The 24092-nt window shown below is 55.3% G+C and carries 20 protein-coding genes; 11 read left to right on the forward strand and 9 right to left on the reverse strand.

Annotated elements, in window-relative coordinates:
* Positions 1-59: 59 nt before the first annotated feature.
* The 3 genes from DF283_RS08700 to DF283_RS12800 all read right to left on the reverse strand — a co-directional run bounded on the left by DF283_RS08700 (position 60) and on the right by DF283_RS12800 (position 3057).
* On the reverse strand, positions 60-419 hold the full coding sequence (locus DF283_RS08700; RefSeq protein WP_303674375.1) for a hypothetical protein: 360 nt from the start codon (positions 417-419) through the stop codon (positions 60-62).
* 781 nt (positions 420-1200) lie between these two features.
* Positions 1201-1410: a hypothetical protein gene (locus DF283_RS12795; RefSeq protein WP_443083007.1), complete on the reverse strand. Its 210-nt coding sequence runs from the start codon at positions 1408-1410 to the stop codon at positions 1201-1203.
* 1233 nt (positions 1411-2643) lie between these two features.
* Positions 2644-3057 (reverse strand): pentapeptide repeat-containing protein, encoded by a 414-nt coding sequence (locus tag DF283_RS12800; protein WP_443083008.1) that lies wholly within the window; start codon positions 3055-3057, stop codon positions 2644-2646.
* A 157-nt stretch (positions 3058-3214) separates the two neighbouring features.
* Between DF283_RS12800 and DF283_RS12805 the strand changes: the two genes are divergently transcribed.
* Complete coding sequence (locus DF283_RS12805) at positions 3215-4054, forward strand: hypothetical protein (RefSeq protein ID WP_443083009.1); 840 nt, start codon at positions 3215-3217, stop codon at positions 4052-4054.
* 81 nt (positions 4055-4135) lie between these two features.
* On the opposite strand, the gene DF283_RS08710 is transcribed toward DF283_RS12805, so the two are convergent.
* Positions 4136-4675: a GNAT family N-acetyltransferase gene (locus DF283_RS08710; protein ID WP_303674377.1), complete on the reverse strand. Its 540-nt coding sequence runs from the start codon at positions 4673-4675 to the stop codon at positions 4136-4138.
* Complete coding sequence (locus DF283_RS08715) at positions 4675-5637, reverse strand: EamA family transporter (protein ID WP_303674378.1); 963 nt, start codon at positions 5635-5637, stop codon at positions 4675-4677. Before DF283_RS08715 ends, DF283_RS08710 begins: the two co-directional genes overlap by 1 nt.
* A 479-nt stretch (positions 5638-6116) precedes the next feature.
* On the opposite strand from DF283_RS08715, the gene DF283_RS08720 reads away from it, so the two are divergent.
* Entirely contained in the window at positions 6117-6551 is a 435-nt protein-coding gene (locus tag DF283_RS08720) for a hypothetical protein (protein WP_303674379.1), read from the forward strand.
* A 44-nt stretch (positions 6552-6595) separates the two neighbouring features.
* Here the strand turns inward: DF283_RS08720 and DF283_RS08725 are convergent, their stop codons facing one another.
* The 3 genes from DF283_RS08725 to DF283_RS08735 form a co-directional block, all read right to left on the reverse strand.
* Positions 6596-7198, reverse strand: a complete 603-nt coding sequence (locus DF283_RS08725; RefSeq protein ID WP_303674380.1) for a 2OG-Fe(II) oxygenase — start codon at positions 7196-7198, stop codon at positions 6596-6598.
* A 111-nt stretch (positions 7199-7309) separates the two neighbouring features.
* Positions 7310-8350 carry a UDP-2,4-diacetamido-2,4,6-trideoxy-beta-L-altropyranose hydrolase gene (pseG, locus tag DF283_RS08730; RefSeq protein WP_303674381.1) on the reverse strand — a complete coding sequence of 347 codons (1041 nt, stop codon included), beginning with the start codon at positions 8348-8350 and terminating at the stop codon, positions 7310-7312.
* A gap of 27 nt (positions 8351-8377) precedes the next feature.
* Positions 8378-9253, reverse strand: a complete 876-nt coding sequence (locus DF283_RS08735; protein ID WP_303674382.1) for an aldo/keto reductase — start codon at positions 9251-9253, stop codon at positions 8378-8380.
* Positions 9254-9556: 303 nt separating this feature from the next.
* Between DF283_RS08735 and pseB the strand changes: the two genes are divergently transcribed.
* From pseB to DF283_RS08760, 5 genes are all read left to right on the forward strand, one after another.
* Positions 9557-10561, forward strand: coding sequence for a UDP-N-acetylglucosamine 4,6-dehydratase (inverting) (pseB, locus tag DF283_RS08740; RefSeq protein WP_303674383.1), 1005 nt, complete (start codon positions 9557-9559; stop codon positions 10559-10561).
* 198 nt (positions 10562-10759) lie between these two features.
* A complete protein-coding gene (locus DF283_RS08745) occupies positions 10760-11053 on the forward strand; it encodes a hypothetical protein (protein ID WP_303674384.1) in 294 nt (97 codons plus the stop codon).
* Positions 11054-11423: 370 nt separating this feature from the next.
* Positions 11424-13028 (forward strand): hypothetical protein, encoded by a 1605-nt coding sequence (locus DF283_RS08750; protein ID WP_303674385.1) that lies wholly within the window; start codon positions 11424-11426, stop codon positions 13026-13028.
* 105 nt (positions 13029-13133) lie between these two features.
* Positions 13134-15056 (forward strand): secretin N-terminal domain-containing protein, encoded by a 1923-nt coding sequence (locus DF283_RS08755; RefSeq protein WP_303674386.1) that lies wholly within the window; start codon positions 13134-13136, stop codon positions 15054-15056.
* Between the two features lie 3 nt (positions 15057-15059).
* Positions 15060-17414 (forward strand): secretin N-terminal domain-containing protein, encoded by a 2355-nt coding sequence (locus DF283_RS08760; RefSeq protein WP_303674387.1) that lies wholly within the window; start codon positions 15060-15062, stop codon positions 17412-17414.
* A 52-nt stretch (positions 17415-17466) separates the two neighbouring features.
* Here DF283_RS08760 and DF283_RS08765 read toward each other — a convergent pair whose 3' ends face one another.
* On the reverse strand, positions 17467-19254 hold the full coding sequence (locus DF283_RS08765) for a glycerol-3-phosphate dehydrogenase/oxidase (RefSeq protein WP_303674388.1): 1788 nt from the start codon (positions 19252-19254) through the stop codon (positions 17467-17469).
* Positions 19255-19698: 444 nt separating this feature from the next.
* Here DF283_RS08765 and DF283_RS08770 point away from each other — a divergent pair, with 444 nt between their 5' ends.
* The 4 genes from DF283_RS08770 to DF283_RS08785 all read left to right on the forward strand — a co-directional run bounded on the left by DF283_RS08770 (position 19699) and on the right by DF283_RS08785 (position 23971).
* Positions 19699-21111, forward strand: coding sequence for an MmgE/PrpD family protein (locus DF283_RS08770; protein WP_303674389.1), 1413 nt, complete (start codon positions 19699-19701; stop codon positions 21109-21111).
* Between the two features lie 26 nt (positions 21112-21137).
* Entirely contained in the window at positions 21138-22049 is a 912-nt protein-coding gene (gene prpB / locus DF283_RS08775; protein WP_303674390.1) for a methylisocitrate lyase, read from the forward strand.
* Between the two features lie 106 nt (positions 22050-22155).
* A complete protein-coding gene (locus DF283_RS08780) occupies positions 22156-23283 on the forward strand; it encodes a citrate/2-methylcitrate synthase (protein WP_303674391.1) in 1128 nt (375 codons plus the stop codon).
* A gap of 238 nt (positions 23284-23521) precedes the next feature.
* The gene (locus tag DF283_RS08785; RefSeq protein WP_303674392.1) at positions 23522-23971 is read left to right on the forward strand and encodes a cyclic nucleotide-binding domain-containing protein; all 450 of its coding nucleotides are present in this window, start codon (positions 23522-23524) and stop codon (positions 23969-23971) included.
* Positions 23972-24092 lie beyond the last annotated feature (121 nt).

Below are 24092 nucleotides of genomic sequence, written 5' to 3' on the forward strand. Positions count from 1 at the left end.
CGACCGGGATTTTAGAATTTTTGAGAATCCAATGACTCGCTGAAAGGGCTGGAGCTGGTCTATTTGGCTCCCAGGCCGCTTAATAGGGTCATCAAAAACTGCATTAATTGACTCATATCCGGCTGTGTTGCGTTTTCCGGCATGCCGCTGGCCCCACCCAACAGGCTGGCCAGAGAAGGTTGCTGCTGCTGTTGTAGCGCTTGTTGTTGCTTGCGAAGCGCCGATTGCTGAACCAGGCCATTGGCCCAGGAGAGAATGTCGCTGCCATCGGCGTTGTGCGTGGCGCTATAGGTCAAGCTGTTGATGCCGCGCATGAAATCCGTCATGCTGTTTCCCGGACTACTGGTTACGAAAGGGGTTTGCATACCGGACAGGGTATTGATGGCAGGAAAACCCAGCGAAGATGACATTGGTAACATTTAAACAAGCCTCCGAACTTGAGAGGATGATTTTTTTGTATCAACCAAACCTAAAAGGATATACACTATATAAAACTTTTTGCGGGTATGGATTGCTAACGTATATGGTTTTTTGTGTTTTTGTTACAAAAAGGGACTGCCGGACTTCTCTTTCAAACAGCCGCCCCATGGGGCTAAATGGCCATTATGAGGCCTTTGGAAAAATCCTTGAATCCAGGAGCGGGCAGCAAGCATCTATTTAATTCGCACAGGCTGGGATTCCCGCTTTGCTTTGTTTAGAATAAGCGCGTTAACGGCAATCCAGGGATTTTATCTGCATATCTATGAAAAGCGTGGCCTTTGGTTTTTCCCGGTTATTAGCGCGCTCTATATCGCTGCTGATGGTGACCACCCTGATCACCGGCTGGTTACCCAGTAGCTTTGCCGTTAAAGAGGAAACTGCCCCTGCGCTTCAGTCTGCCCCGGAGCTTGATACGGAACTTGAACGGCTGTGGAACCAGAGCATTGAAGATCCCACGCCCCAAAAACGGTCAAAACCATCAGGGGCTGCTTCTTCTGCGGCTATTCAAAAGCCTGTGAGACCACCCGCTGCCCAGCCGACCCCTGCCGCCGCCAAGACAAAACCTTTACCCTCCACAGCGGAAAACCCGGTCAAGACCAAAGCACAGCCGGTTCAGTCCCGGCCAGCGGCTTCCACGCCCGCAGCAAAAACAGGACGGTCCACCCCGGCGCTGTCTGAAAAAGCCGAATCGCCAGAGACCAAAGCAAAAACCCAGCCGGATCAGTCCCCCGTGTCTCCCGGCTCAACGCCCTCCGTGCCTCCAAAAACTAAAGTCGCCCCGCCGGAACCCGTTAAGGAAAGCAAACGTCCTCCCAAGGCCAGCCCCAAAGCGTCCGCCCCGGGGCAACCAAAAACTTCGGCGCAGCCTTCAGGCTCCACCCCGAAACCGTCTTCAGCCGCCAGCCCGGCACAGTTACAATCCCCGGCCATTACTGGGCCTGCTCCCTCGACTGGAGCAATTGAAACACATGAAACAAAGGTAAAGGCGCTCAAACCGGAGAAAATTAAAAAAAGCTGGCGTAAATCCAAAGAGAAACCGGTCAAGGCCCAGCCTGTGGCAAGCCAAGCGCCGAAGGTGGAGAAGGCGGCGCAAGACCCCTTAAAAACCCCGCAGACCGCTCAGGAGACCAAGGCTGTGAGTGCCGGGGCCAAGCCAGTGAGCATTGAGGCCAAGCCCAAAGTGCTGCCCGTTGACAGTGCCAAGCGTCCCCCTGCAGCTCCACCCGCAGAAGCCGCAGAAGCCAAAGTCGCCAAGCCTGATTCCGGGACGAAAGCCGACAAGAGCCACACCCGTGAGGAAAAACAGGCTGACGAAAAACAGGCTCACCCGGTTCGCCAGCCCAGACCTAAAAAAGAAAAAGCCACAAAAGAAAAAATCAAAACAGAAAGACCCAAAAAGGGAAGATCCTCGAAAGACTGGGCTCCTATAGTGGAAACCAATCCTCAGGCCATTCAGGTTCAGGCGTCGCCCGAGGTGAAAGAGCTGTCCAACCCGGCGGAACCCCAGGCGCAGGCCAGTCCACCCGCTTCGCCTATGACCCCGCCCGTGGCCAAAGTGAAGCCTGAGGCCCCCGCCAAGCCTGTCAAAATCAGGCAGAAAAAGGTAAAACCGGTCAAGGCTCAACCTTCAGCAGCTCAGCCTGAAATTGCCAAGCCCGAAAATATAAAACCCGAAAAAATAAAGCCTGAGAAAATAAAAAACAAGAAAATAAAACCTGAAATCGTAAAGCCTGAAACCATAAAGTCAGAGCCCCTTCCTCCCTCGAAGAAGCGTCAGGAGAAGCATGCGCCGGAAAAAGTGACCTTGCCGGAAAAAACCAGCCTAGAGGCTGAAAAATCCAAAGTCCACCGCCCGGAAGAGCCCTTCTCTGCCAATGCGCAACCGGAAAAAGCGGCGGGGCCTCAGGCAGAGCCTTTCCCGACCCGGCGGGATAAGAAACGGAAAAAACAACGGGCTCAAAAATCCCGGCCCGTAAATCCGTCGACCACCCCAGTTCAGGCGGATAGCAAGGCCCCGGCGTTGACGCCCTCAACTGCCTCTGCTGCGCAGGAGCCGACGCCCCAGCGCGATCGTGGGACAACCCCGCTCAAAACGGCCAAACGAAAAGAAGCCAAGCGCAAAGAAGCCAAACGAAAAGAAGCTAAGCCAACAGAAGCCAAGCCTCAGGAAATTAAATCCCAAGAAGTGAAGTCCCAAGAGGCCAGGCTGACGGAAGTGAAACCCACAGAAGCCAAGGCAAAGGCGGCCAAAGTAAAAGTGGTCAAGGCAAAAAAAGTCAGGACTCCCAAGCCACCCAAACCCTCCAAAGTCAATCCCAAAACCGAGGAACAGACTTCGCCAGGCATTGGCACCACGCCGGTTGCGGGAGGGCAGCCACCCGCAGTCAAACCGGATTCTCCGGCCGAGCAGTCGGAGTTACTGCCGCCTGCACAATCAGCGCCTGAAAAGTCTGCACGCCAAAAATCAACGGATGAAAAATCAGTGCGCGAAAAAACGGCACGCGGCAAGAAGGACGGTAAAAAAGAAAAGATCAGGCCATCCAAAGTGGCCCGTCCGGCCAAGCCAGAAACGCCCAAAGCGCCACCCGGAACAGCGCTAAACGCAAAATCGGCAGCTACAAAGCCGGTAGATACAAAACCGGTAGATGTAAAACCGGCAGCTACAAAGCCGGTAGATGCAAAATCCGCAGCGCTCCAGTCGAGGCCTGAAACTCAGGCAGGCTCCCCGGCACAAGTGCAGCCCCCACAAACCGTCCCCAGTCCGGCGCTGCCCGTCAAGGCCGAGTCGACAGAGCGTTCCACTCCTCCCGACGCTTTTACGCAGGCTGCATCGGCCACCGTCTTGCCTGTGCCCCCGTCGTCGACCATGCCTGTGGAAGTGACCCAGTTGGCGGCGCAGTACCTCACCGCCCTGCAACAGTGGCAGCAATCGAAGCAAAAAGAAAGTCTGGAGCCTGTCCTGAACAAAGGGCAAGAGGCGGCCCGGGCCATTCTGCAACGGGCTGAAACCCTCACCGATGAGGATTTTGAAGCCCTCAAGAAGTCCATGCCCGGCTACCTCATTCTGCATCGGGATATTTTGGTGGCGGGCCCCGATCCGGCCTTTTTCCTGACCTTGGCCACCCAAAAGGGCAAACCCGCCGATCAGGCTTTTTTCAAGCTGATGAACCAGACCTTGAATGGCTACTGGCCCAGTACTATGGAACAATTAGACGATTTGAGCGGCTGCACGCGCTTTGGCAGCGGGGAACTGGTTCGCCTGTATGGCGAATGGACCGCTTTCAAGCGCCAATATCCCAATGCCTTCGCCAAGGCCCTGCAAGATCCGAACCTGTTGCTCCTGAATGATCTGGAAGATCAGCTGGTGAACAGTAATGCCGCTTGTGAAGGCCCGGACAGCGTTCAGCAGGAGCTACAGCGCTTTGTGGAAAACTTCCCGAAGTCGCCTCTGACTCCTAAAATCAGGCAGCGCCTGCTTGACCTGCAACAAAAAAAGCTGGATATGAGCTTTAATCAAGGGGTTCGACACCGCTTGAAAGACGATGCCGGCGACGATAGCGATACCGGCGAGTAAAATAAAAAACACCCGCAAACAAGCGCAAACAAGAGCGGGTGTTTTCTCAAGTCAGGGTGCTTTTGGTCAGGCTGTTAAATGTCAGGCCAGCACCAGGGCGGGCTTTTCCAGAGAACGCTTCATGAAAATATGGCAGCTGGCGTGGCCCGTGTTCCCCAGCCGATCTTCCAGTCGCTGGAAGCCCAGCTTCTCATACATGGCGATGGCGTTGGTCATCACGCCCACCGTTTCCAGATACATCTGCTGGTACCCCAGGGCTTGCGCTTCCCGAAAGTTCTTTTCCAGCAATTTCCGCCCGAAACCCCGTCCCCGCAGGATGGGATGAAAGTAGACCTTTTGCAGCTCGCAAGTCTTTTCCGAGCCCGTATATCCTTTTAACGGGGCAAAGCCGCCACCCCCCAGCACGCGTCCGGTTGCCTGCTCCTGAATGACCCAATATCCCCGATCGGGGGCTTGATGGGCGGGCTGCTGGTAGGCGGCATAGAGATCCTGCAGTTCGGGATCGGAAGAGGCGTATCCCGGCCCGACGCATTTCAGTTCGGTCAGTACCGACAGGATGACAGACTGTAGCTGAACGCTGTCCTGGGGCTCAATGGGGCGAATTTGAAACAGGGAAGACATCAGGATGTAGCAACCTCCAATTCATTGGGGACGGGGGAAGTAGAGACGGGCTTATTGGCCCAGGGCCGATTCATGAGTTGCACCAGAGCCACGCCACACAAAATAACCACGGCGCCCAGCACCATGGTGGAGGTCACGGCCTCGTGCAGGAACAGGGCCCCGAACACCACCGTCAGAACCGGGGTGACGTAGGCAAAGGTACTGGAGACCGAGACCGGCAGTTTTTTGAGGGCGAACAGATAGCAGGGAGTGGCCAGCATGGTGCCAAAAACAATCAGGTACAACAAGGCCAGTACGGACGTGCGGGTGGGCTGCCAATGCCCCCACCATTCGGGTGCGGTCCAGAAGCAGACGGGAATGAGCAGAAGCCCCGCAGCCAGGTTTTGCAGGCCCACGGCCATAAAAAGGGAATCTCCGGTGGGGTTCCGGCGGGCGTATACCGAGCCCACCGCCCAGCAGAAGGTCATTAAGGCCAGGCCAGCCATGCACCACCAAAAGGTCGTGGTGACCGCCAGCGGATGGGTCAGCTGTGGAAACAGCAAAATCACCATACCCAGAAAGCCAATGACAATGCCCAGCCAGGACAGTCCCGAGATCCGTTCCCGGGGTGGCACCAGGGCCGATAACAGGGTCATCCACAAGGGGGTGGTGGCCACCAGCACGCTGCCGAAACCGGTCGCCACGTACTTGACCGTCCAGCAAACAATGGAGTTTCCGGCGAAAAATAGTAAAAATCCTGTCATGGCGTGAATTTTAAGGTTCCGCTTGCCGGGTAGCAATTCCCCTCGCAGCAAGGCAATGGCCACCATCAGACCACCGGCAATCAGGAAACGGACGCACGGCAGCAAGGCCGACGGAATGCTGTCCACGCCCAGCCGAATGGCGCCACTTGTGGTTCCCCAGATTAAATAAACAGCCAACAAGGCCGCATACGGTTTCCAGGAGTAGTCACGTTGAAGCATGGGAATCGTTTTCCAAAACAAAATTACTGGTGGGAACAGTGAGAAATCGTGAGAGAGATATTGTTAAAAAGTCAGGGATGAAATTGGTGAGAGGGTGAGGAACTTGAGAAATCTGTCTGTAACAGTGAATCGCAAAAATAAAACCTGAACCTTATTATAAGTTGCGCACCCGGTTTGTCCAAGCATGAGCCGATGGCCAATTTCAGGCTGATTTTTCTGGCGAATGTGATCCGTTTCTGATGGGTTCCTCTGATAAATCTGGGGGAGGGAGAAAGATTGAGACGCCCGTTATAATAAAACGAGAGAATATCCCTTGGCCACACGTTTGTCAGACTGCGTTCCGCTCAGGCAATCCGGGGAAATACTTCTGGCAAGGTTTGCCCACGCCGTCTTTCTAACTCGCTTTACTTAAACCGTGACAAATGTGGCGCCAAGCGATACTTCCCTAAAATCTCTTCCCAGACAGAGGAGTCCCATTGATGTTGTTGACTTGTAAGCCTGTTAACGCCCGGATTCTGGCACTGCTCATCATCCTGTCGGGTCTGCTTTGTGGCAGGGTCAGTCATGCCCAGGAGAGCAACCTGGTGGAACTGAACCGCTCCAGTTATGGCAGCCGGTTTTATATGGACAAGAATACCATTCAGGCGGCGGGAGACGGCACGCTCCGATACAGGGTGATTGAGCTGCAACCCGGTCAGAGTAAGCCAGGGCGGGTGAATCAGAGTGAAGTGGACTGCAATACCGGGCAATTAAAGTCCTCCATGTCATCCTGGGAGGAAAGCAGCGACGGAAAGCAAAGCAATCCCTTGCCCGGGCCCAGTCGCCCCGTGAAAATTTCCAGTTATTCAAGCACGCATGCCATTTTTAAAAACATTTGCAACCAGTATGCCCCGGAGGCCAAAGGGAGCTGGTAACCCCTTTCGGAGAATCCATCTGCGCAAGGCGCGATACGGGGGCTTTACTTGTATTCCCGCTCCCGAACCCACTTGGTGGAAATCCACTTCTCCCCGGCGATGACCGGTAAAGATGCGTGCAGGGTTTTGCGATCGACCTCCCCTTCCTGCGTCACGTTTATAAACAGCAGCGCACTGCCCTTTTGGGGACGTACCCGGATGTCCAGCTCCGGGAAGTGGGTCTCTCCGCCCTCTTCCACATCGTTCAGGTAGAGAATGCAAGTGGCTACCCGTTGCCCGCCAGAGGCCATAACGGTCGCTGACCCTTTCAGGTTGGGATCGAAAAAGTCAAAATGCGGGCGATATTCCTGTCCCACACTGTAGTTGAGTACCTGCAGCCCTTCTCCATTTTCCACCGGTAGGCCCAGTAACAGGGCAATACGATCCTCAATGCCGGTAATCGTGGGCGTTTCCCGAATCATGAAATACGTGCTGGTACTGCTGCGGGCTTCCACCAGGATAAATTCCCCGGTTTCCGGGTCCACCGTGGTGGAAGGCGCAATCTTGGGCCGGGCCCGCTCTATTAGATGGGCGCATTCCTCGTCGCTTAAAAAATTCGGCAACGTTAAAATGCGGGGTTGGACGGATAATTCTACGATATCGAACATGCCGGGCTCCTGGGTCGAACATACCAAACCCTGAGGGTCAGGGAGCCGCTAATGCCTGGGTACGGCAATGGCGCATCCCTGGGCTACGGGGCTGACCTTCATTATAACGCCCTAATAACTCGTTAGTATTTCCAGAATCCTGTGGGTGCCCCCACCGTCCACCAGTCGCAGTCCGTTATCCGTATAAGACTTGAGCAAAGCGGGGTTGCGGGCAAACGTCAGCACTGTCTGGGCAATTTGTTCAGGCGATATAGTGCCGGTGGTGCCCAGATAGAGCTGAGCCCCGGCGTCCGCCACCTCCTGACTGATTTGTCGCTGGTTGTCGGCCACGGCAATCACAATGGCGGGCAACCCCAGACAGAGACGTTCCCAGGTGGTGGTACCTCCCGCGCCAATGGCCAGGTCGGCCTCAGCCATCAGCCGGGCCATATGCGGGGTCTGGCAGTGAAAATGCCAACCGGGCTGATTCTGGCAGCGGGCCTCGATGTCTTCTCGGGCCGGATTGCTGGCCCCCACGATCACATCCACGATACAGCCGGGCAGGGATAAACCCGACAGGGCCTCCAGCACGTTCAGGGTTTCCCCGGTGGGATCGCTGCCGCCAAAGCAAACCTGAATGCGTTTTAAAGCGGCTTGCTGCCGTCGTCCGCTGGCCAGTAGTTCGGCGCGTGTGGCGGAAAATTCGGGGCGCAGCAGGGCAAACCGGGGGCCCAGCAAACACTGGGCGGTGGGCGGGATCAACCCCTGATAGCGATCCTGTGGCCGGGTAAAATAGTTTTGATCCAGTAACACATCGCAGTGGTGAGGCCGATCGGCCAGATCGTCAATGACCAGTATCTTCCCCACTCCGTCCCGCAGGGAGCCTTCCCAGGCGGCATCCAGTTGATAATGATCCACCACTACCCAGTCCGGGCGGGTTTGTCGCAGATACTGAAGGAGACGGGGTGGACTCGCAGCCGGATCGTTATCCTCCCAGGTCAGCAGCGCAAAGCCTTGCTCGGCAATCCAGCGGTTCATATCACCGGGCAGATGCCGGCAGGCAAAGGTGATCGCCATGCCCGCCTGGGCCAGACGCTGGGCCAGGGTCAGGCAACGTACCACATGGCCAGTTCCCGTGGCCACGGAAGCATCGGCCCGGAACAGGACCTTCATCGTACAGTCTCCATCATGAGGGCGGGCCTATTCATACAGGTTCCATTGCAAGGGGTCCACAAAACGGCTGTCATTGCTGGCAAAGGGGAAAAAATCATCCGTGGCCACGCCGGGCAGTATGGCGGCTACCATCTCGCTGAGTTGATCCCTGCTTTGCACCCCGATTAAAGCGTAATCGATCTGGGGTAAGGCGGTGACAAAATTCAAGGCCCCTTCCAGCGGGGTGAGTCCTTCTTTCACCAAAAACTCGTGATACTGGGCCATCCGCTTTTTCAGGGGCCAAAACCAGGGGTGCAGGTGGAGGGGATCCAGCAGTACCCCCTGCAAAAAAACGTCTCTGGCGTGTATCTCGATTTGCCTGTTTTTTAGCAGGCTTAAATGACCGTTGTGCAAAAAACGCTGATCCAGCACATTGAGTGGTAACTGGACAATATCGGGCTGGCAGTGTTGGAGCAACCAGTCCAGCGCTTCGGGCTGAGACACGGAAAAAGCCGTTTTTTCAATCAGTTGCTGTTTTTTCAAAGCCTCCAGCCGATGAATCAGGCGCTCTCCCTGCCGGTTCATCACAGCGAGAGACAGTCCGGTTTTCAGGGCGTAAAGGCGGGGCTGGGACAAGGCCTGCAGGGTGTCTATCAACCCCTGTTCCAGTTGATCGGCATACGAGCTGACCCCGGGTTCGGCAGAGTGCAGATAGGGCCTGACCACCAGTTTGAAAGGGGCTTTTTCGGGCAAACAACGCCCCACCACGGACAAGCTGTCCTCCTGTTCGGCGGCGGCATCCAGCAAGCCAATACCGGCCTGCCCGGCCAGGTTTAAAATCTCCCGAACGGATTCCAGCGGCACCGACGCGGCGTGCTTTCCGTTTTGCGCGGTCAATGCCACGGTGCCCAGGGCCAGCTTCATTGGTTGTTATAATCCCGATTATCCAGCACGACTGTTCGCCACTTCTCATTCATATTGCTTGCTGCTCATTTCTGATGATAGCAAAAGCACTCTGACTTTTTTGGGATTTTCGATGACGCTTCCAAAAATACTGAACCTGGATGACGCCGATAGTGACCGGAAAAAGGTTCAATAGACAAGAACGCCCACAGGGGCGAAAACCGTTTTTCGCTGTGAGCCTTTGAGCTTGAGCGCAGGCGCCAGATGTGGATATGAGTTAAGTATGGCCTGATTGTATGGGCAGGGACTGATCAGAGGTAAGCTATGTTTGATGGTAAATCCATTTTAATTACCGGGGGAACCGGTTCTTTTGGCAAAAAGGCGGTCAAGACCCTTCTGGAGCGGTACAAGCCCAAAAAAATCATTATCTTTTCTCGGGATGAGTACAAGCAGTACGTCATGCAGCAAACTTACAACGCCCCCTGCATGCGGTACTTCATTGGCGATGTGCGGGACGCCCAGCGTCTGGATATGGCCATGAGCGACGTGGATGTGGTGATTCACGCGGCAGCCCTGAAGCATGTGCCCATTGCCGAATACAACCCGCAGGAGTGTATCCATACCAACGTGACTGGTGCGGAAAATGTGATTCGGGCCTGTCTGGATCACGAGGTGGAGCGGGTCATTGCCCTGTCTACGGACAAAGCGGCCAATCCCATCAACCTGTACGGGGCCACCAAGCTGGTGTCCGATAAACTGTTTGTGGCCGCCAACAATCTGGCGGGGCGCAAGCCAACCCGTTTTTCCGTAGTGCGCTATGGCAACGTGGTGGGTTCCCGTGGCTCGGTGATTCCGTTTTTCAAAAAACTGATGCAAGACAAGGTCAGTGAATTGCCCATTACCGACCCGCGCATGACCCGCTTCTGGATTACCCTGTCCCAGGGTGTGGACTTTGTGCTGGATTCCTTTATGCGCATGAAGGGCGGCGAAATTTTCGTGCCCAAATTGCCCTCTACCCGCATTACCGATTTGGCGGAAGCCTTGTATCCCGGCGTGCCACATAAATTTGTGGGCATTCGCCCCGGAGAAAAACTGCATGAGGTGATGTGCCCCAGCGATGACTCTCACTTGACGCTGGAGTTTGAGACCTATTACGTTATCCAGCCCACCATTCAATTTTCCAATGATATTCAGTATGACACCAATCAACTGGGGCATCGTGGAAAGCCGGTTGAACTCGGCTTTGAGTACAACTCGGCCAACAACCCGGTCTTTCTCTCCTCAGAGGAAATTCAGGCGCTGGTGACGCTGGATGAAATCGAGGTTTAATCAGGCACCTTCCTTCAGGGAAACGCGCTGTTAGCCTCTTGGTAAAAACTCACGTCCGCTTTGTCTACCTTTGTGTAATTTTGCCCAAACCATCGGGGGGAGGGCTCAGCGGCGGATTCCTTTAAACGCAGGAGGCTGGCCTTCTGGAAATGGCGCACAATAAATTTATCGAAGGCAATCCAAAAAAGAGTTCAACTTATGAGCAGAGAAACCGTTTCCCTGTTGGTTTTCAGTGTGCTGGCCATTGTAGGGGTAACCGCATCTTATCAGTGGATGGAAGCGCACAGCACCCTGGATGCAGGGGAGGCCTGGCGGCAGGTGCGGCCTGCCGCTCAGCATCTCAGTCAGCAAAAAAAGTCCTCTCTGCGTTTAACGCAAATGACACCACCCACGGGCGCCAATACAAACTGGGATTTTGAATTTCATACCGCTTCCCGTCAAAAGGTTCATATTCTGGTGCGAGAAAACGGGACGGCTTTGGCGGTTCAGTGATTTTTCTCCTACGGGTAGTGGGGTGCCGCAACCGATTGTATTGAGAATGGCCTGGGCCTGATCTTTGCTAATTGGAGCCGGACCTGCGTTTTCAGCCATAGCGCTCTGCAAAGTCCTATGGATAGATGAGTTGATTTAATGGCTAAAACGATATTCTGAACAATGAGGCCCTGTGTATCAGTGACTGTATATTCCAGTGGCTTCATTAGAGAAAACGGCTCCTGAAAAATGGTGGTTGTTAAACGCGTTTATCAACCTCATGCCAGTAATCAGGCAAGCGCCGGACAGGAACGCATTGGAAGAGTCGGACTGGAAAAATCTGACACGGGAAAAATCTGACACGGGAAAAATCTGAAAGGTAAAAAGCATTATGCTGAGTGAACATTCAGGGAAGAGAATGGGCGGCACCCATCCGCAGGAAGCGATGACTTCTGAAGGCATGGAGATTGAAACCCTTAAAGCCGCTTACTGGTCAGCTGTGGCCGCATCTGGGCATACGGTTTTTTCAGCGCCTGCCAGTCACAACCCGATGACTGACCAGACCTCGACCTCACTGAGCGCCCAAAAAATGGGGGCCTCATCCCCCCTGTCATCCACCTCGCCTTCTCAGTGGCTGCTGGTGTCAGAGTCCAAAAGCTTTCGCCGATTGGGTCAATCCCTGCCGGAGCCCGCCCGCTTACCGGCTGATGGATTTAATGCCGATGGTTTCAATCAGCATTCGCAGCGTGGGCAGGACCCGCACAGCCAGTTGCCAGACGTGTATCGGGCCACTTTAAAGCCCATCGTAAAGTCTACCGGATCGATCAACGAAAAAAATCAGACGTCAGAAAACCCGACTGAGACAAAAATGACTCAGGCAAATCTGACGCCAGAAAGAACGATGGTTTCCCGGGCGGATGTGGCCAGCAGCTTTTGGGAGCAGTATGAAGGCCCGCAAACGAAGCAGGCTATCCCCGAGGGATCGGAAACCGGCTCTTCACTGGCAGAAGAACAACCCGATCCGCTGGACTGGGTGGAAATGTCGGCGCGTCTTGATCAGGGTTTTTGGGACAACGACTCCTCCCCGCTCAAGAATCACTGGACATCCAAGTTGTTAAACAACCCCAGAATGGTGGCCGCCCTGATTGGGTTATGTTTGCTGGGCTCATCGCTTTACGCGGGGCTTGGGTATTGGTGGCTAACCTCTGTTAGTCTGTCGCATGCCGCGGAACCTGAAAATGGAAAATCCCCGGTCCCGTCACGCCACAGTGACTTGCTTAATATTCAAACCCTGCAGGAGCAATGGCCCAAACAGAAGCCCGCGGGAAAATTGGATCCCGATGAGCGTCTCATCGCCCAAGCAGCCCCTGCCCAGAGCTTTGGCAAGGTGGATACCGCGGAAAGCATTCCGGGCTTGAGTGGACGGCCTGACCCGTTTTCTCCCCTGATTCAGGAGACCAACGGCGCGTTCATCGTCCCGGCTGAAAGTCAGGATGCCCTGACGGGCGTCCAGTACACCGGGTTTATTGGCGGGGCCAATAGCAAGAGCAAGATCGCCATTATCAAGGTTGCAGACGTCAATCCCGCGGTTGCCCCCAAAACACTGTTCAAAAAAGCGGGTGAATCATTTTACGTGAACGGGCAGCGTATTTACCTGACCGCCATTGGCAAGACCGGTTTGAGTCTGCAGCTCAACGGGGAAAATCGCACATTGGGTCTGAATCCCTACAAGGTTGTGGTCAATGCGACCACGACCAGCGGTACGAACCTCACCGCCGGTAATGCGGGCAATGGCATGGTGGGTGGCACCGCTCCGGTGGACACTGCGTCCGTCAGCAGCCCCGCTGCCACTGGATCAGCCAGTTCTTTCGCAAACCCCTTCGCGCTGGAAGTCACGGGTACAAGGCCCCCCAACAACAGTGCCACGATTGGCAGCACCCCGGGCAGTGCGGCTGTGAGTACCGGGAATGGCATTAACATCAATCTGGAAGAGTAAGGCTGCGTTGTGTTTTAACCCTTCTGCCCGAAGGCATTTCCGTTTGGGCAGAGACCGTGTTCAAAATTTCCTGGAGTCGAGTTGAGATATGAGAGGCAACCAATCATGAAGAAAACGCTGGCGCCATTGCTGGTCGCAATGATGATCCTCCAGGGGGTATCCCCGTTGCCAATCATGGCTCAATCGGGTCTGGGCGCTGGCGCTCTGGACAATACCGCCATGCTGGATGAAACCCTGAATGTACCCAATGGAAGCCGCCGTATTTCCCTGAGCGTTGACAATCAAAATATCCGCAACGTTCTCTACGCCCTGTCGGATACCGGGAAGTTTAATCTGGTGATGGACGATTCGGTTACTGGCAATGTTACGATCGATCTGTCCAAGGTGACCATTAATCAGGCGCTACAATCGATTGCTTCATTGGGTAATTTGAAGATTCTGAAGCAAAGCGGCAATATTTACCTGGTCATGTCCCGACAAACCGCCCAGGCCAAGGGGCTGGATCGTCAGCTTTCCAAAGTGGTCGCCCTGCATTACACCAATGCCACCCGGGTGGCCAGTATGCTGAATAACTCCCTGCTGGCCAATGCCTCCCCGACTGGAACAGCCGCGGCGGGAGGTGGTGGCGCCGGTGCCGCCGGGGGCAATGTCATGCAACCGGCCACAGCGGAAGCGCGCACAAACAGCATTATTCTGATCGGCACCGCTCAAACCATTGCTCTGGCGGAAGCGGCCATTGCCAAGATGGACGTTCCCCGGCAAAGCAAGACCTTTTACCTCAGTCATTCCAACGCGTTGGATGTGGCGACCCTTCTGGCGGGCAGCGCCTTCAATGACGGGGTTGCCTCCTTTGCCGTGGGAGGCGCAGCCGCTTCAGGCAGCGCTGCAGGCGGCGCCGCAGCAGGAGGCATCAATGGAACGCCCAGAACCCCTTCCTCGCTTCGGGTGGAACGTCAGGATGTACAGGAAGGCACTGGCATCAACGTGTTTGGCAGCAATGGGGATGGGGTCACCTCCGGCCTTTCCAGCAGCGTTACTTTGCGGGGTTTTGTCAAAACCCAGGACAATGCCACGGTGTCCCCGGAAAGCGCGTTGATCATTCCGGATACCCGCCAAAATGCCATCACCATTATGGGCACTGCCGAGCAAATCGCCCTGGCTGAGTCGCTTATTCCGACCTTTGACGCCCAGTTGCCACAGGTTTCCATTGAGGCCTCTCTGGTAGAAATTACGGATACCAACAACAAGCAACTGGGCACCCGCTGGGGGATTGCCGATGGCAAGTTACAATTCGGGTTTAACAATCAACCGCTCAGTTCAGTGTCCGGTAACGGGCTGATAGGGCTTTCCACAATCACCGATATCACGGATGTCAACGCCCTGGCTCGTTCAGGTATTGCCTTTAATACCAGTCCTGCGGTCACTCGACCGGATTACGCCTTCCAGATCCGAAACCTGATCTCCCAGAACAAGGCCAAGGTACTGGCCAACCCTACCGTGGTGGCCACTCACGATACCGAGTCGATCATCAGTATCGTGGATGAAATTGTACGACGGGTGGTGACCACGGTGGATGAAAGTGGCTTTGCCACTCAAACTGTGGAGATTGGGGAGGCGGGCATTGTGATGGACATCCTGCCCAAAATCGGCGAAGACGGGACTGTCAGCATGCGTATTCGGCCTTCCGTAACCAGTGTGCTGCGGGAAGAAACCGTTTTGGGTAACCTGGTGACCCTGTTGCAAAAGCGGGATTTGCTGGCTCAGAATGTTCGCTTGAAAGACGGTGAGACGCTGGTCATTGGCGGGCTAATCCAGCAGCGGGAACTCAATCGTACGGACAAGCTGCCTGGTGTGGCGGAATTGCCCATTGTGGGCGCCATGTTTCGGGCCTCTCAAAGAACCGGAACCCGTTCGGAGCTGGTTATGATGATTACCCCCCATATCATCAACAACACCAAACTGACACCGGTTATTTCCACCACCGCGACCGACACCGGTGCCCTGAATAACCTGGCCGGAGGGAAGTAGCTCATGCAGAATTTGTTTTCATTTCGGGAAAAAAAGATCTTCAGTCTGGCCCTTAAAAAAAGTCTCTCCCTGCTCCTGAGTGTGGGATGCCTTTTTTCTCAGGGCGGGCTACTGGCCTTTTCCGCTTCGACCGGCACGATTACCGGGGATATTCGGGTCACCGTCAATCCCACCAACATCAAGGCGAATTTGCCCATCCCCGGCGGGCAGCAGTTGGTGACCATGTCCTTTCACGGTATTTCCATTCAGGATGCCCTGCGAGCCCTGGCTCAAAAGGGCGGCTTCAACGTTCTGATCGATGAGTCGGTGGCCGGTGAAATCAGTGTGGATCTCAATAACGTCACCATTCAGGACGCGCTGGAATCCATCAAGTCTTATGGAAATCTGGTTTACGCGATTCAGGGTAACAACCTCACAGTCGCCCATGCCACTTCACCCAAGGGGCAAAGCCTGAAAAAGGCGGCGACCCGCATTTTCGCGCTTAAAAACGCCAACGCCAGCCAGGTGGCCAGCATCCTGAATAATACCCTGTTTTCGGATGCCCTGAATGGGGGAGCGACCGGGGCTGTTGGCGGCGGCGGAGCGGGGGGGGCAACCGCAATGCCCGTGACCGCGGACTTTCATACCAACAGCATTATCGTGGTGGGACAGCCTCAGGATATTCAGGCGGTTGAAAAGCATCTGGCAATTCTGGATCAACCCCGGCAAAGCAGAACCTGGCGTTTGAGTCATGCCAACGCGCTGGATGTCGCCACCATTTTGTCCTCCAGTTTGTTTAACGAGGGGGTCCCGGTGCTGGGTGCCAATGGCACCGGCAGCAGTGGTGGTGCGGGTGGAGCCGGCGGAACGGGCAGCGTTGGACAGACGCCAGCACAGGTGCGGGTGGTTGCGGATAACGTGCAGGAAGGTCAGGGCACAAACCAGTCCTCTCAAAGTGGCGGCAATTCCGGTGGTCAAACCAGTTTGACCAATACCATCAACTTGCGCACTCGGGTGAAAGCGGTGCAGACCATCAGCGTGGCCCCCAACGGCCCGGTTATTTTGCCGGATACCCGGCTTAACACACTGACCCTGATGGGAACGGCCGAGCAAATCGCCATGGTGGAAGCCATGATCCCTATGCTGGATCGTAAAATTCCACAGGTGGTGCTGGAGACAGCCCTGATTGAGTTGAGTGAAACCGGTATCCGGGAATTGGGCTTTAACTTTGGCGTGAATGTGGGCGGCTTTAAAGTGGGCTCCAATAATACTTCGACCAATAATGGAAGGGGCAGCGCCATCGGGGTGGGCACCAGCACGGAGACCCCCCGGGAGAGTCTCCTGCAATTCACCACCAGTCCCACCCGCCGGATGAAGGATTTTTACTACCAGATCAACGCGCTGGTCAATCAGAATAAAGCTCGCATGCTGGCCAACCCCAGTATTGTAACGGCCAGCAATGATGAAGCCGTGGTGAGTATTGTGGATGAAATTATCCGGTCTGTGGAAATTACCCAAAGTGCCCTGAGTGCGCCCACGGCCACCGTGAACATTGGTGAAGCCGGGATTGTGCTGAATATGTTGCCAGTGGTGGGCGCGGACAACACGGTTTCCCTGAAAATTCGCCCGGTCATTAGCACCGTGGCCGAAACCAAGACAGGTTTAAGTGGCACCACCATCACCTTGCTGTCCAAACGGGAGGTGTTGACCCAAAACGTGCGGCTACAGGACGGTGAAACCTTTGTGCTGGGTGGTCTGGTGCAAAACACGAATAAAGAGGCCGTTTATCGCACCCCGGGGCTGTCCAATTTACCCATCGTGGGTGCCTTGGCCCGAAACTCCACGCTGAATAAAAAGCGGACGGAACTGGTGGTCTTGGTGACCCCGCATATTTTAAGGGAAGAGGGGGACTCTCCCAACAGCAATAACGGCTTTGCGTCTGGTGGCCAGTTAAACCCAAACAATGCGGGGCGAAACGGAGATGACCCCGGCATGGTGCCGGTCTCCCTGCAGGGTCGAGGACACTCCAACGCCTTGCCCGCTATGGAACCCGCCAGAACCATTAATAGCACGACCAATGGTGTGGATCCGCTGGATTACAGGAGAAAAAGCCAGCCGTCACCGCGCCCTTCCGGTGCCTTGCTGCCGGATGAACTGAAGCCCGCCCCAGCCGCAGCCAGTACACCTTCCAGTAAAAGCAGCGGGGCCATGGTGCCCGTCAGTTACCAGCCGGCCCAGTCCAGCACGGTGTACAAACCCAGCCGGACACCCCCTGCCACCGTTCGTCGAAGTACCCCGAGTCATCCGGTGGTGGAAGCGCCCGGGCCGGTGGACACTTCGGATGCCGCCATTCAGGCCATTCTGGAAAAATTCCGCTAGCACCGGCGTTTTAGCAATCGCGAACACAGGCGTCTTGGGCGTCTGTGTTCGTTTATGCGGTGGCAACGGCGGAGGCCGCCCTGAAGTGTAAATGCCGGGCCTGAATCAAGGCTCGATATTGTTGAACTTCCTGTTCAATTCTAGAGAAGCCCCAGCCCAGTTCAGTGGCCATATCCTGAGCCACCTGCTGAACCGACTGCATGCCCGCGTCGGCGTTGAAGGCACAGCCGATCCGGCGCAGCATGACATCCGATACGGTGCAGGCCATCTGCTTGCGAATGGCGAAGATGACCTGTGCCCGGATATCCAGTCCCGCACTGCAAAGTGGCTGTTTCCACGCTTCATTTTCAGAAAGCAGTGACAGCACCTGATCATAGCCGCTGCCGTATAAATCGATGAGATGGGCAATCACCTCAGGGGCTACCTGGAACCGCTGACTGGCTGCGGCCATGTGGTCCGCCTTATAGCGCTCAATGCTGGCAATGCCCGTACCACCGGGCAAGGGCAGATGTTGGGTAGCGGATTTTGGAACTTTCTGGCCGTGGGGCAAACGCAGATCAAAAGCCCGAACGGCGGTATCTACGGTAGCCTGCGCCAGATTACGATAGGTGGTCAACTTGCCCCCAATGACTGAAACCAGCCCCTGTATGGGGTTCCGGGTATCCCGGGCATGATCCTCAATCCAGTGCTTCCTGGAAATTTTGCCCGGTTGATCGGCAGTTACCGCCGGAAGAGGCCGCACCCCCGCATAGCTGTAAAGCACATCGTTCACCGAAAGATTGGCCTGAGGCAGCACCCGATTGGTTTCCCGTAGCAGGTAATGCACCTCTTCCAGGCTGCCAGCGGCTTGATCCAAATCGCCTGTAAAAGGCAGATCGGTGGTGCCAATTAAATAAAAGTCTTTCCGCCAGGGAATAATAAAAAAGGGCCGCCCGTCGGATTCCGCCTCCACGTATAAGGCTGTGTCCGGGCCACTGGCAAAACGGGGAATCACGATATGGGTGCCCAAAGTGCCCCCGATGCGGGGGCGCAAGGTGGACGCTGGCCTCACCGTGTCCATTGGCGTCAGGGCGATTACCTGATCCAGCCAGGGCCCGGCGGCGTTAATGACCCCTTTGCCCTGAACCTGATAACGCTGCCCGGTGAGGGTGTCCTCAAATTCCACCCCGGTGATTCGCCCATTCTTTAGCTCAAAATCAACCACTTGGGCATGGTTCAGCATGGAGGCATAACCGGTCGCTTTGGCGGCCATGGCGTTTTCCACGCAAATCAATTCGGGAAATTCCACCTGGGCATCGTAATAAACCGTACCTCCTTGTAAATTCCGTTGGGACAGGGAGGGATAGCGTTCGGCAAACGCTGCGGCACTGAACATTCGATGCCAGGGCAGGCTTTTGAAAACAGAAAGCGCATCATACATCCACATGCCAAGCTCAATCATCCAGAAGGGTGTTTTTCCGCCCCGGTAAGCGGGCAAGCCAAGGGCCAGGGGGCGCACCAGATGCGGGGCGTTTTTCAGTAATAATTCCCGTTCGGCCAACGATTCATAGACCAAATCCAGCTCCAGATTGGCCAGATAACGCAAACCACCATGAATCAACCGGCTGGAATATGCTGAGGTGCCGGAGCCAAAATCGTTTTTTTCCAGCATTAACACGCTTAAGCCCCGCAAAGCGGCGTCCCGGGCGATGCCGGTGCCATTAATGCCCCCGCCGATGACAATTAAATCGTAAACCGGCCACTGAATCGTTTCAGTGCTTTCGGCTGACGGCCCAATGATTTGACAGGATTTGGGGCATCGATTTGGCAGGATCGGCGGATCATTATTTAAATTGGTCACCCGCTGCACTCCTTAAAACCTGTTCCCAACCGTGGGCCCTCTTTATTTTGATCTTACCGTTTTTTATGGACCCTGCCAATCAATGCTGCCGAAGCCATGTGGGCAGAAGTTATACCGAAAGGCACGCTGATGGCAGCATCGGGGGAGGCGGTTGATCTGTCAGGACAGGCCCGGCATCTCCTGACGATGTTGAGGCTTGGCTTTCCTCGAAATCGGAGTAAAATAAAAAGCAAGGGGAGTCGATGGCAGTGCGTTGCGCGCATTCGGTCAAGGACCGTGATGACCCCTGCACCCCGGGAGCTGGCGGAAGGCACTCTGGACTTTCGAGTTACTGAAGGCCCAGAAACCAAAGGCCCACAAGAGTGAGAGAAAAAAGACACTGCCACCCAAAAGATATTGCAGCCCTGAAAAACGTTTGATCAACCGTGAGGGAGAGTAGACCCCATGACCGTTATTTCGCACACCAAAATGTTTTTAGCGGATCGTCTGGCTGAATACACCAGTCAGCTCAGCTTTGAAAAATTACCGGCTGAAGCGGTACTGGAAGCCAAGCGCCGGGTCATTGACGCACTGGGCTGCGCCATGGGCGCCTACGACGCCGAACCGGCCCAGATCGCCCGTCAGGTGGCTCAACTCTCCAGTAACCCCAACGGGGCCACCGTATTAACCACCGGACACAAAACCTCGCCGGATTTGGCCGCCTTTGCCAGCGGGGTCATGATGCGCTATCTGGACTTCAACGACACGTACCTCTCCAAGGAACCGGCACACCCCAGCGATAACATTGCCGCCGTGCTGGCCGTGGCCGAAGCGGAGAAAAGAAGCGGGAAAGACATCATTACGGCCATTGTGCTGGCCTACGAAATTCAGTGTCGCCTGTGCGATGCGGCCAGCATTCGCGCCAGAGGCTGGGATCACGTGACTTATGGGGCCTTTTCCGCCGGATTGGCCGCTGGCAAGCTGTATGGCCTGAGCCAACAGCAACTGGTGCATGTGCAAGGGCTGGCTGCCACTCCCAACAACGCCTTGCGTCAGACCCGGGTGGGAGAGTTGTCTCACTGGAAAGGTTGCGCTTTCGCCAATGCCTCCCGAAACGCGGTGTTTGCCGCCACGTTGGCCAAGCACGGTATGACCGGCCCTTCGGAAATTTTTGAAGGCGAAATGGGCTTCTGGGCCCAGGTGTCCGGCCCCTTTGATCTGGCCCCCATGGGCGGGGAAGACGGCAACCCGCACTTTATGATCAACCAGACCTACGTCAAGCACTTCCCTGCGGAGTACCACTCCCAAAGCGCCATTGAGGCCGCCCTGGAACTGCGGGCCCAAATCGGGGCGGACAATATCGATCAGAAAATCGAGTCCATCACCATTGAGAGCTTTGACGCCGCCGTGGATATCATCGCCGGGTTCGCCGAGCATTGGGCCCCCAAAAGCCGGGAAACCGCCGATCACAGCATGCCCTATTGCGTCTCGGCGGCCCTGATGGATGGGGACATCACCCTGGATACCTTCAGCGATGCCCGCATTCAGGAGCCCAAGTTGCGGGCCCTGATCCAAAAAGTCAAAGTCAATCGAAACGCCGAAATGACCGCCGGTTACCCGGAGGGCATTCCCAACCTGCTGGTGATCAAGACCATCGATGGCCAGCAGTACAGCAAGAAAATCGCTTACCCTTTGGGACACAACCGCAACCCCATGAACGATGTGGATATCGAGAAAAAATTCCGCTCGCTGGCCCTGCGCTGGATGAGTGAGGCCCACGCCGACCGCATCCTGAAAGCCCTGTGGAGTCTGGAAACCTGCACCGATATTTCCGAGATTATGGCCCTGTTTGCGGAAGCCATTGCCACCGGGAAGTAAGCGTTTGCCGATATAAAGGAAGAGCCGTGAGCGAAGCCCTGCTGAATCCGCAACCCAACAAGCCCGCCCAGTTGCGAGCCTTGATGAGGCAGGGCACCATCGCCTTGCCCGGCGCCTTTAACGCCATTTCCGCCAAGATCATCGAATCCGTGGGCTTTCCGGGAGTGTACGTCTCCGGGGCGGGGATTTCCAACGGGGTGGGCGGCTATCCCGATATCGGGTTTATGACGGCCACGGAAATGGCGACCCAGGCGGGTTACATCGCTCGATCGGTCAGTATTCCAGCCATCGCCGACGCGGATAATGGCTATGGGGAGGCCATCAACGTATTCCGTACCGTGCAGGAGTACGAGCGGCAGGGGCTGAGCGGCCTGCATATCGAGGATCAGGTCATCCCCAAGCGCTGTGGACATCTGGATGGTAAGCAGGTCATTTCCATTGAGAATATGCGGGAAAAAATAGCCGCTGCCCGGGAAGCCCGGATTAATCCCGATTTTTTGCTGATTGCCCGGGTGGATTCCAAAGCGGTCAATGGGTTTGAGGATGCCGTGAAGCGTGCCAATGCTTACCTGGAGGCCGGGGCGGACATGATTTTTCCGGAGGCCCTGACCACCCGGGAGGAATTCGCTGAATTTTCCCGGCAAGTGAAGGCCCCCCTGCTGGCCAATATGACCGAATTCGGCAAAACGCCCTATTTGAGCCTCTCTGAATTTGAGACTCTGGGTTATACAATTGTCATCTTTCCAATGACGGCCTTTCGCATTATGATGAAGGCGGTAGAGGATGGCATGCGTCAGCTGCAGCAAGAAGGCACTCAAAGTAACCTGTTGCCGCAGATGACTACCCGGCAGGATTTATATCAGCTTATTCACTACCAGGATTATGAACGGCTGGATTCCAGTTTGGCCACTCAGTTTTCGTCCAACACCAACCGTTAATTGTCCAACCCGTCAGAACTCAATCGCCCGGATGAGCTTATCCGGAGACGGTTGTAGTACAATCCTCACAAGCATTTAAAGTCATCTGGTAAAAAAGGGGACGACTATGAAAACGGCAGAGTACAGCCCTGGACTTGAAGGCATTATCGCCGGAACCACCACCATTTCGCACGTTAATCCGGATTTGTGCAGCTTGATGTACCGAGGGTACGATATTCGGGATCTGGTGAAGAATTCCACCTTTGAGGAAGTGGCCTTTTTACTGCTGAAGGGCCATTTGCCCACCCAGAGCGAGTACGACGCTTTCTGTGCCGAGCTGAAACAGGAGCGGGATCTGCCCGCCGTTGTGGTGGAGAGCTTTAAGACCTTCCCGCCCAACAGCGTGCCCATGGACATGCTGCGCACCGGCGCAGCCTTATTGGCGTTGCATGACCCGGATCGGGATGACAACAGCCATGCGGCCAACCTGCGCAAGGCCACCCGGCTGATCGCCAAGTTCCCGGCCTTGATTGCCTATTCCTACCGCATCAACCGGGGGCAGGAAATCGTCAAGCCGGACAACAGCCTGGGTCACGGCGAAAACTTCCTGTATATGCTGCAAGGCAAAAAACCGGACGCCTACATGGCCCATGTGTTTGATTGTTCGCTGATTTGTTACGCGGATCACGGCTTCAATGCCTCGACATTTTCCAGCCGGGTGACGGTTTCCACACTTTCCGATATTTATTCCGGGTTGGTGGCGGCCATTGGTGCTTTAAAAGGCCCATTGCACGGTGGGGCCAACGAAGAAGCCATGAAGATGCTGCAAGAAGTGGGCACCCCGGAGAATGCCGAAGCCTGGGTGCTGGACGCCTTGGCCACCAAGAAAAAAATTATGGGCTTTGGGCATCGGGAGTACAAAAACGGCGATCCCAGAGCGTTCATTCTCACCGAAATGGGTGCGGAAATGAGCGAGAAGCTGGGCGATACCCGCTGGTACAAGACCGCCTCCATTGTGGAGTCGGTTATGCGCCGGGAGAAAAATATTGTGCCCAACGTGGATTTCCCCACTTCTTATATTTATTACCTGATGGGGCTGCCCATTGAGATTTACACCCCCATCTTCGCCCTGGCCCGGGTGGCAGGCTGGACGGCCCACATGATTGAGCAACTGGATAACAACCGCCTGATTCGTCCCAAGGCCTTGTATGAAGGGCCGGATCACCTGGAGTTTATCGCCAGAGGGCAGCGTTAATCCTGCAAAACCAAACATCCAAAAATGCCTGTTCGATCACTTGAGCAGGCATTTTGGGTGATCCGCTGCTTTTTTCCAAGATTGTCGGTTAGCGCTTGCTGGGAGGGGCTTGTGAATTTTTGATGCCCCCCACCCGCAGTATGGTTATAATGGGTATATGAGGTGTGGGCAGGGCTTGATGAGCGTTCGCCTGACCGGGCCCACAGTGATATTCCCAACCTGGAGGCGGAATCCGATTTTGTCCACGCGACCCAGACCCATTCGACAGTTTCAAAAAGGGCAAACCATCATTCAGGAGGGCAGTGTTGGCGATTGCAGTTTTAAAATTCTGGTGGGCGAGGTGATCATCTGTAAGCGCAATCCGCAGGGGCAGCTGATCCCTGTGGCCAAAGTGGGCCCCGGTGAGATATTTGGGGAAATGTACCTGTTTGAAAATGACCACATCCGAACCGCCTCGGCAATCGCCGTCAGTGACGCGGTGAGTGTGGAGGTGTACAGCCAAAGCGACATCAGCGACATGTTGGCGAATCTCAGCGAGCCGACCCGGGATATTTTTCAGGGCTTAAGCCAACGACTCAAGACCGTGTCCGAGAGCTACACTCAAATGGCCCAAACCGCTCCCGCCCAGCCGGGAGTTGTGGAAAGCGGTCATACTTTTATTACCCGTAAACCGCAGTCGCCCCAGTAGTCAGGTCAATCAAAAGTCAGGTGGCGTCGGTGCGGAAAAGCGTGTGCCAAACTGCTTGCAGCGCCATGAAATCAAAACGGCCAACGACGGAAATGTCCGCTTTTTTTATAAAGCCTTTTTG

The sequence above is a fragment of the Vampirovibrio chlorellavorus genome (genome assembly GCF_003149375.1).
Classification (GTDB): Bacteria; Cyanobacteriota; Vampirovibrionia; order Vampirovibrionales; family Vampirovibrionaceae; genus Vampirovibrio; species Vampirovibrio chlorellavorus_B.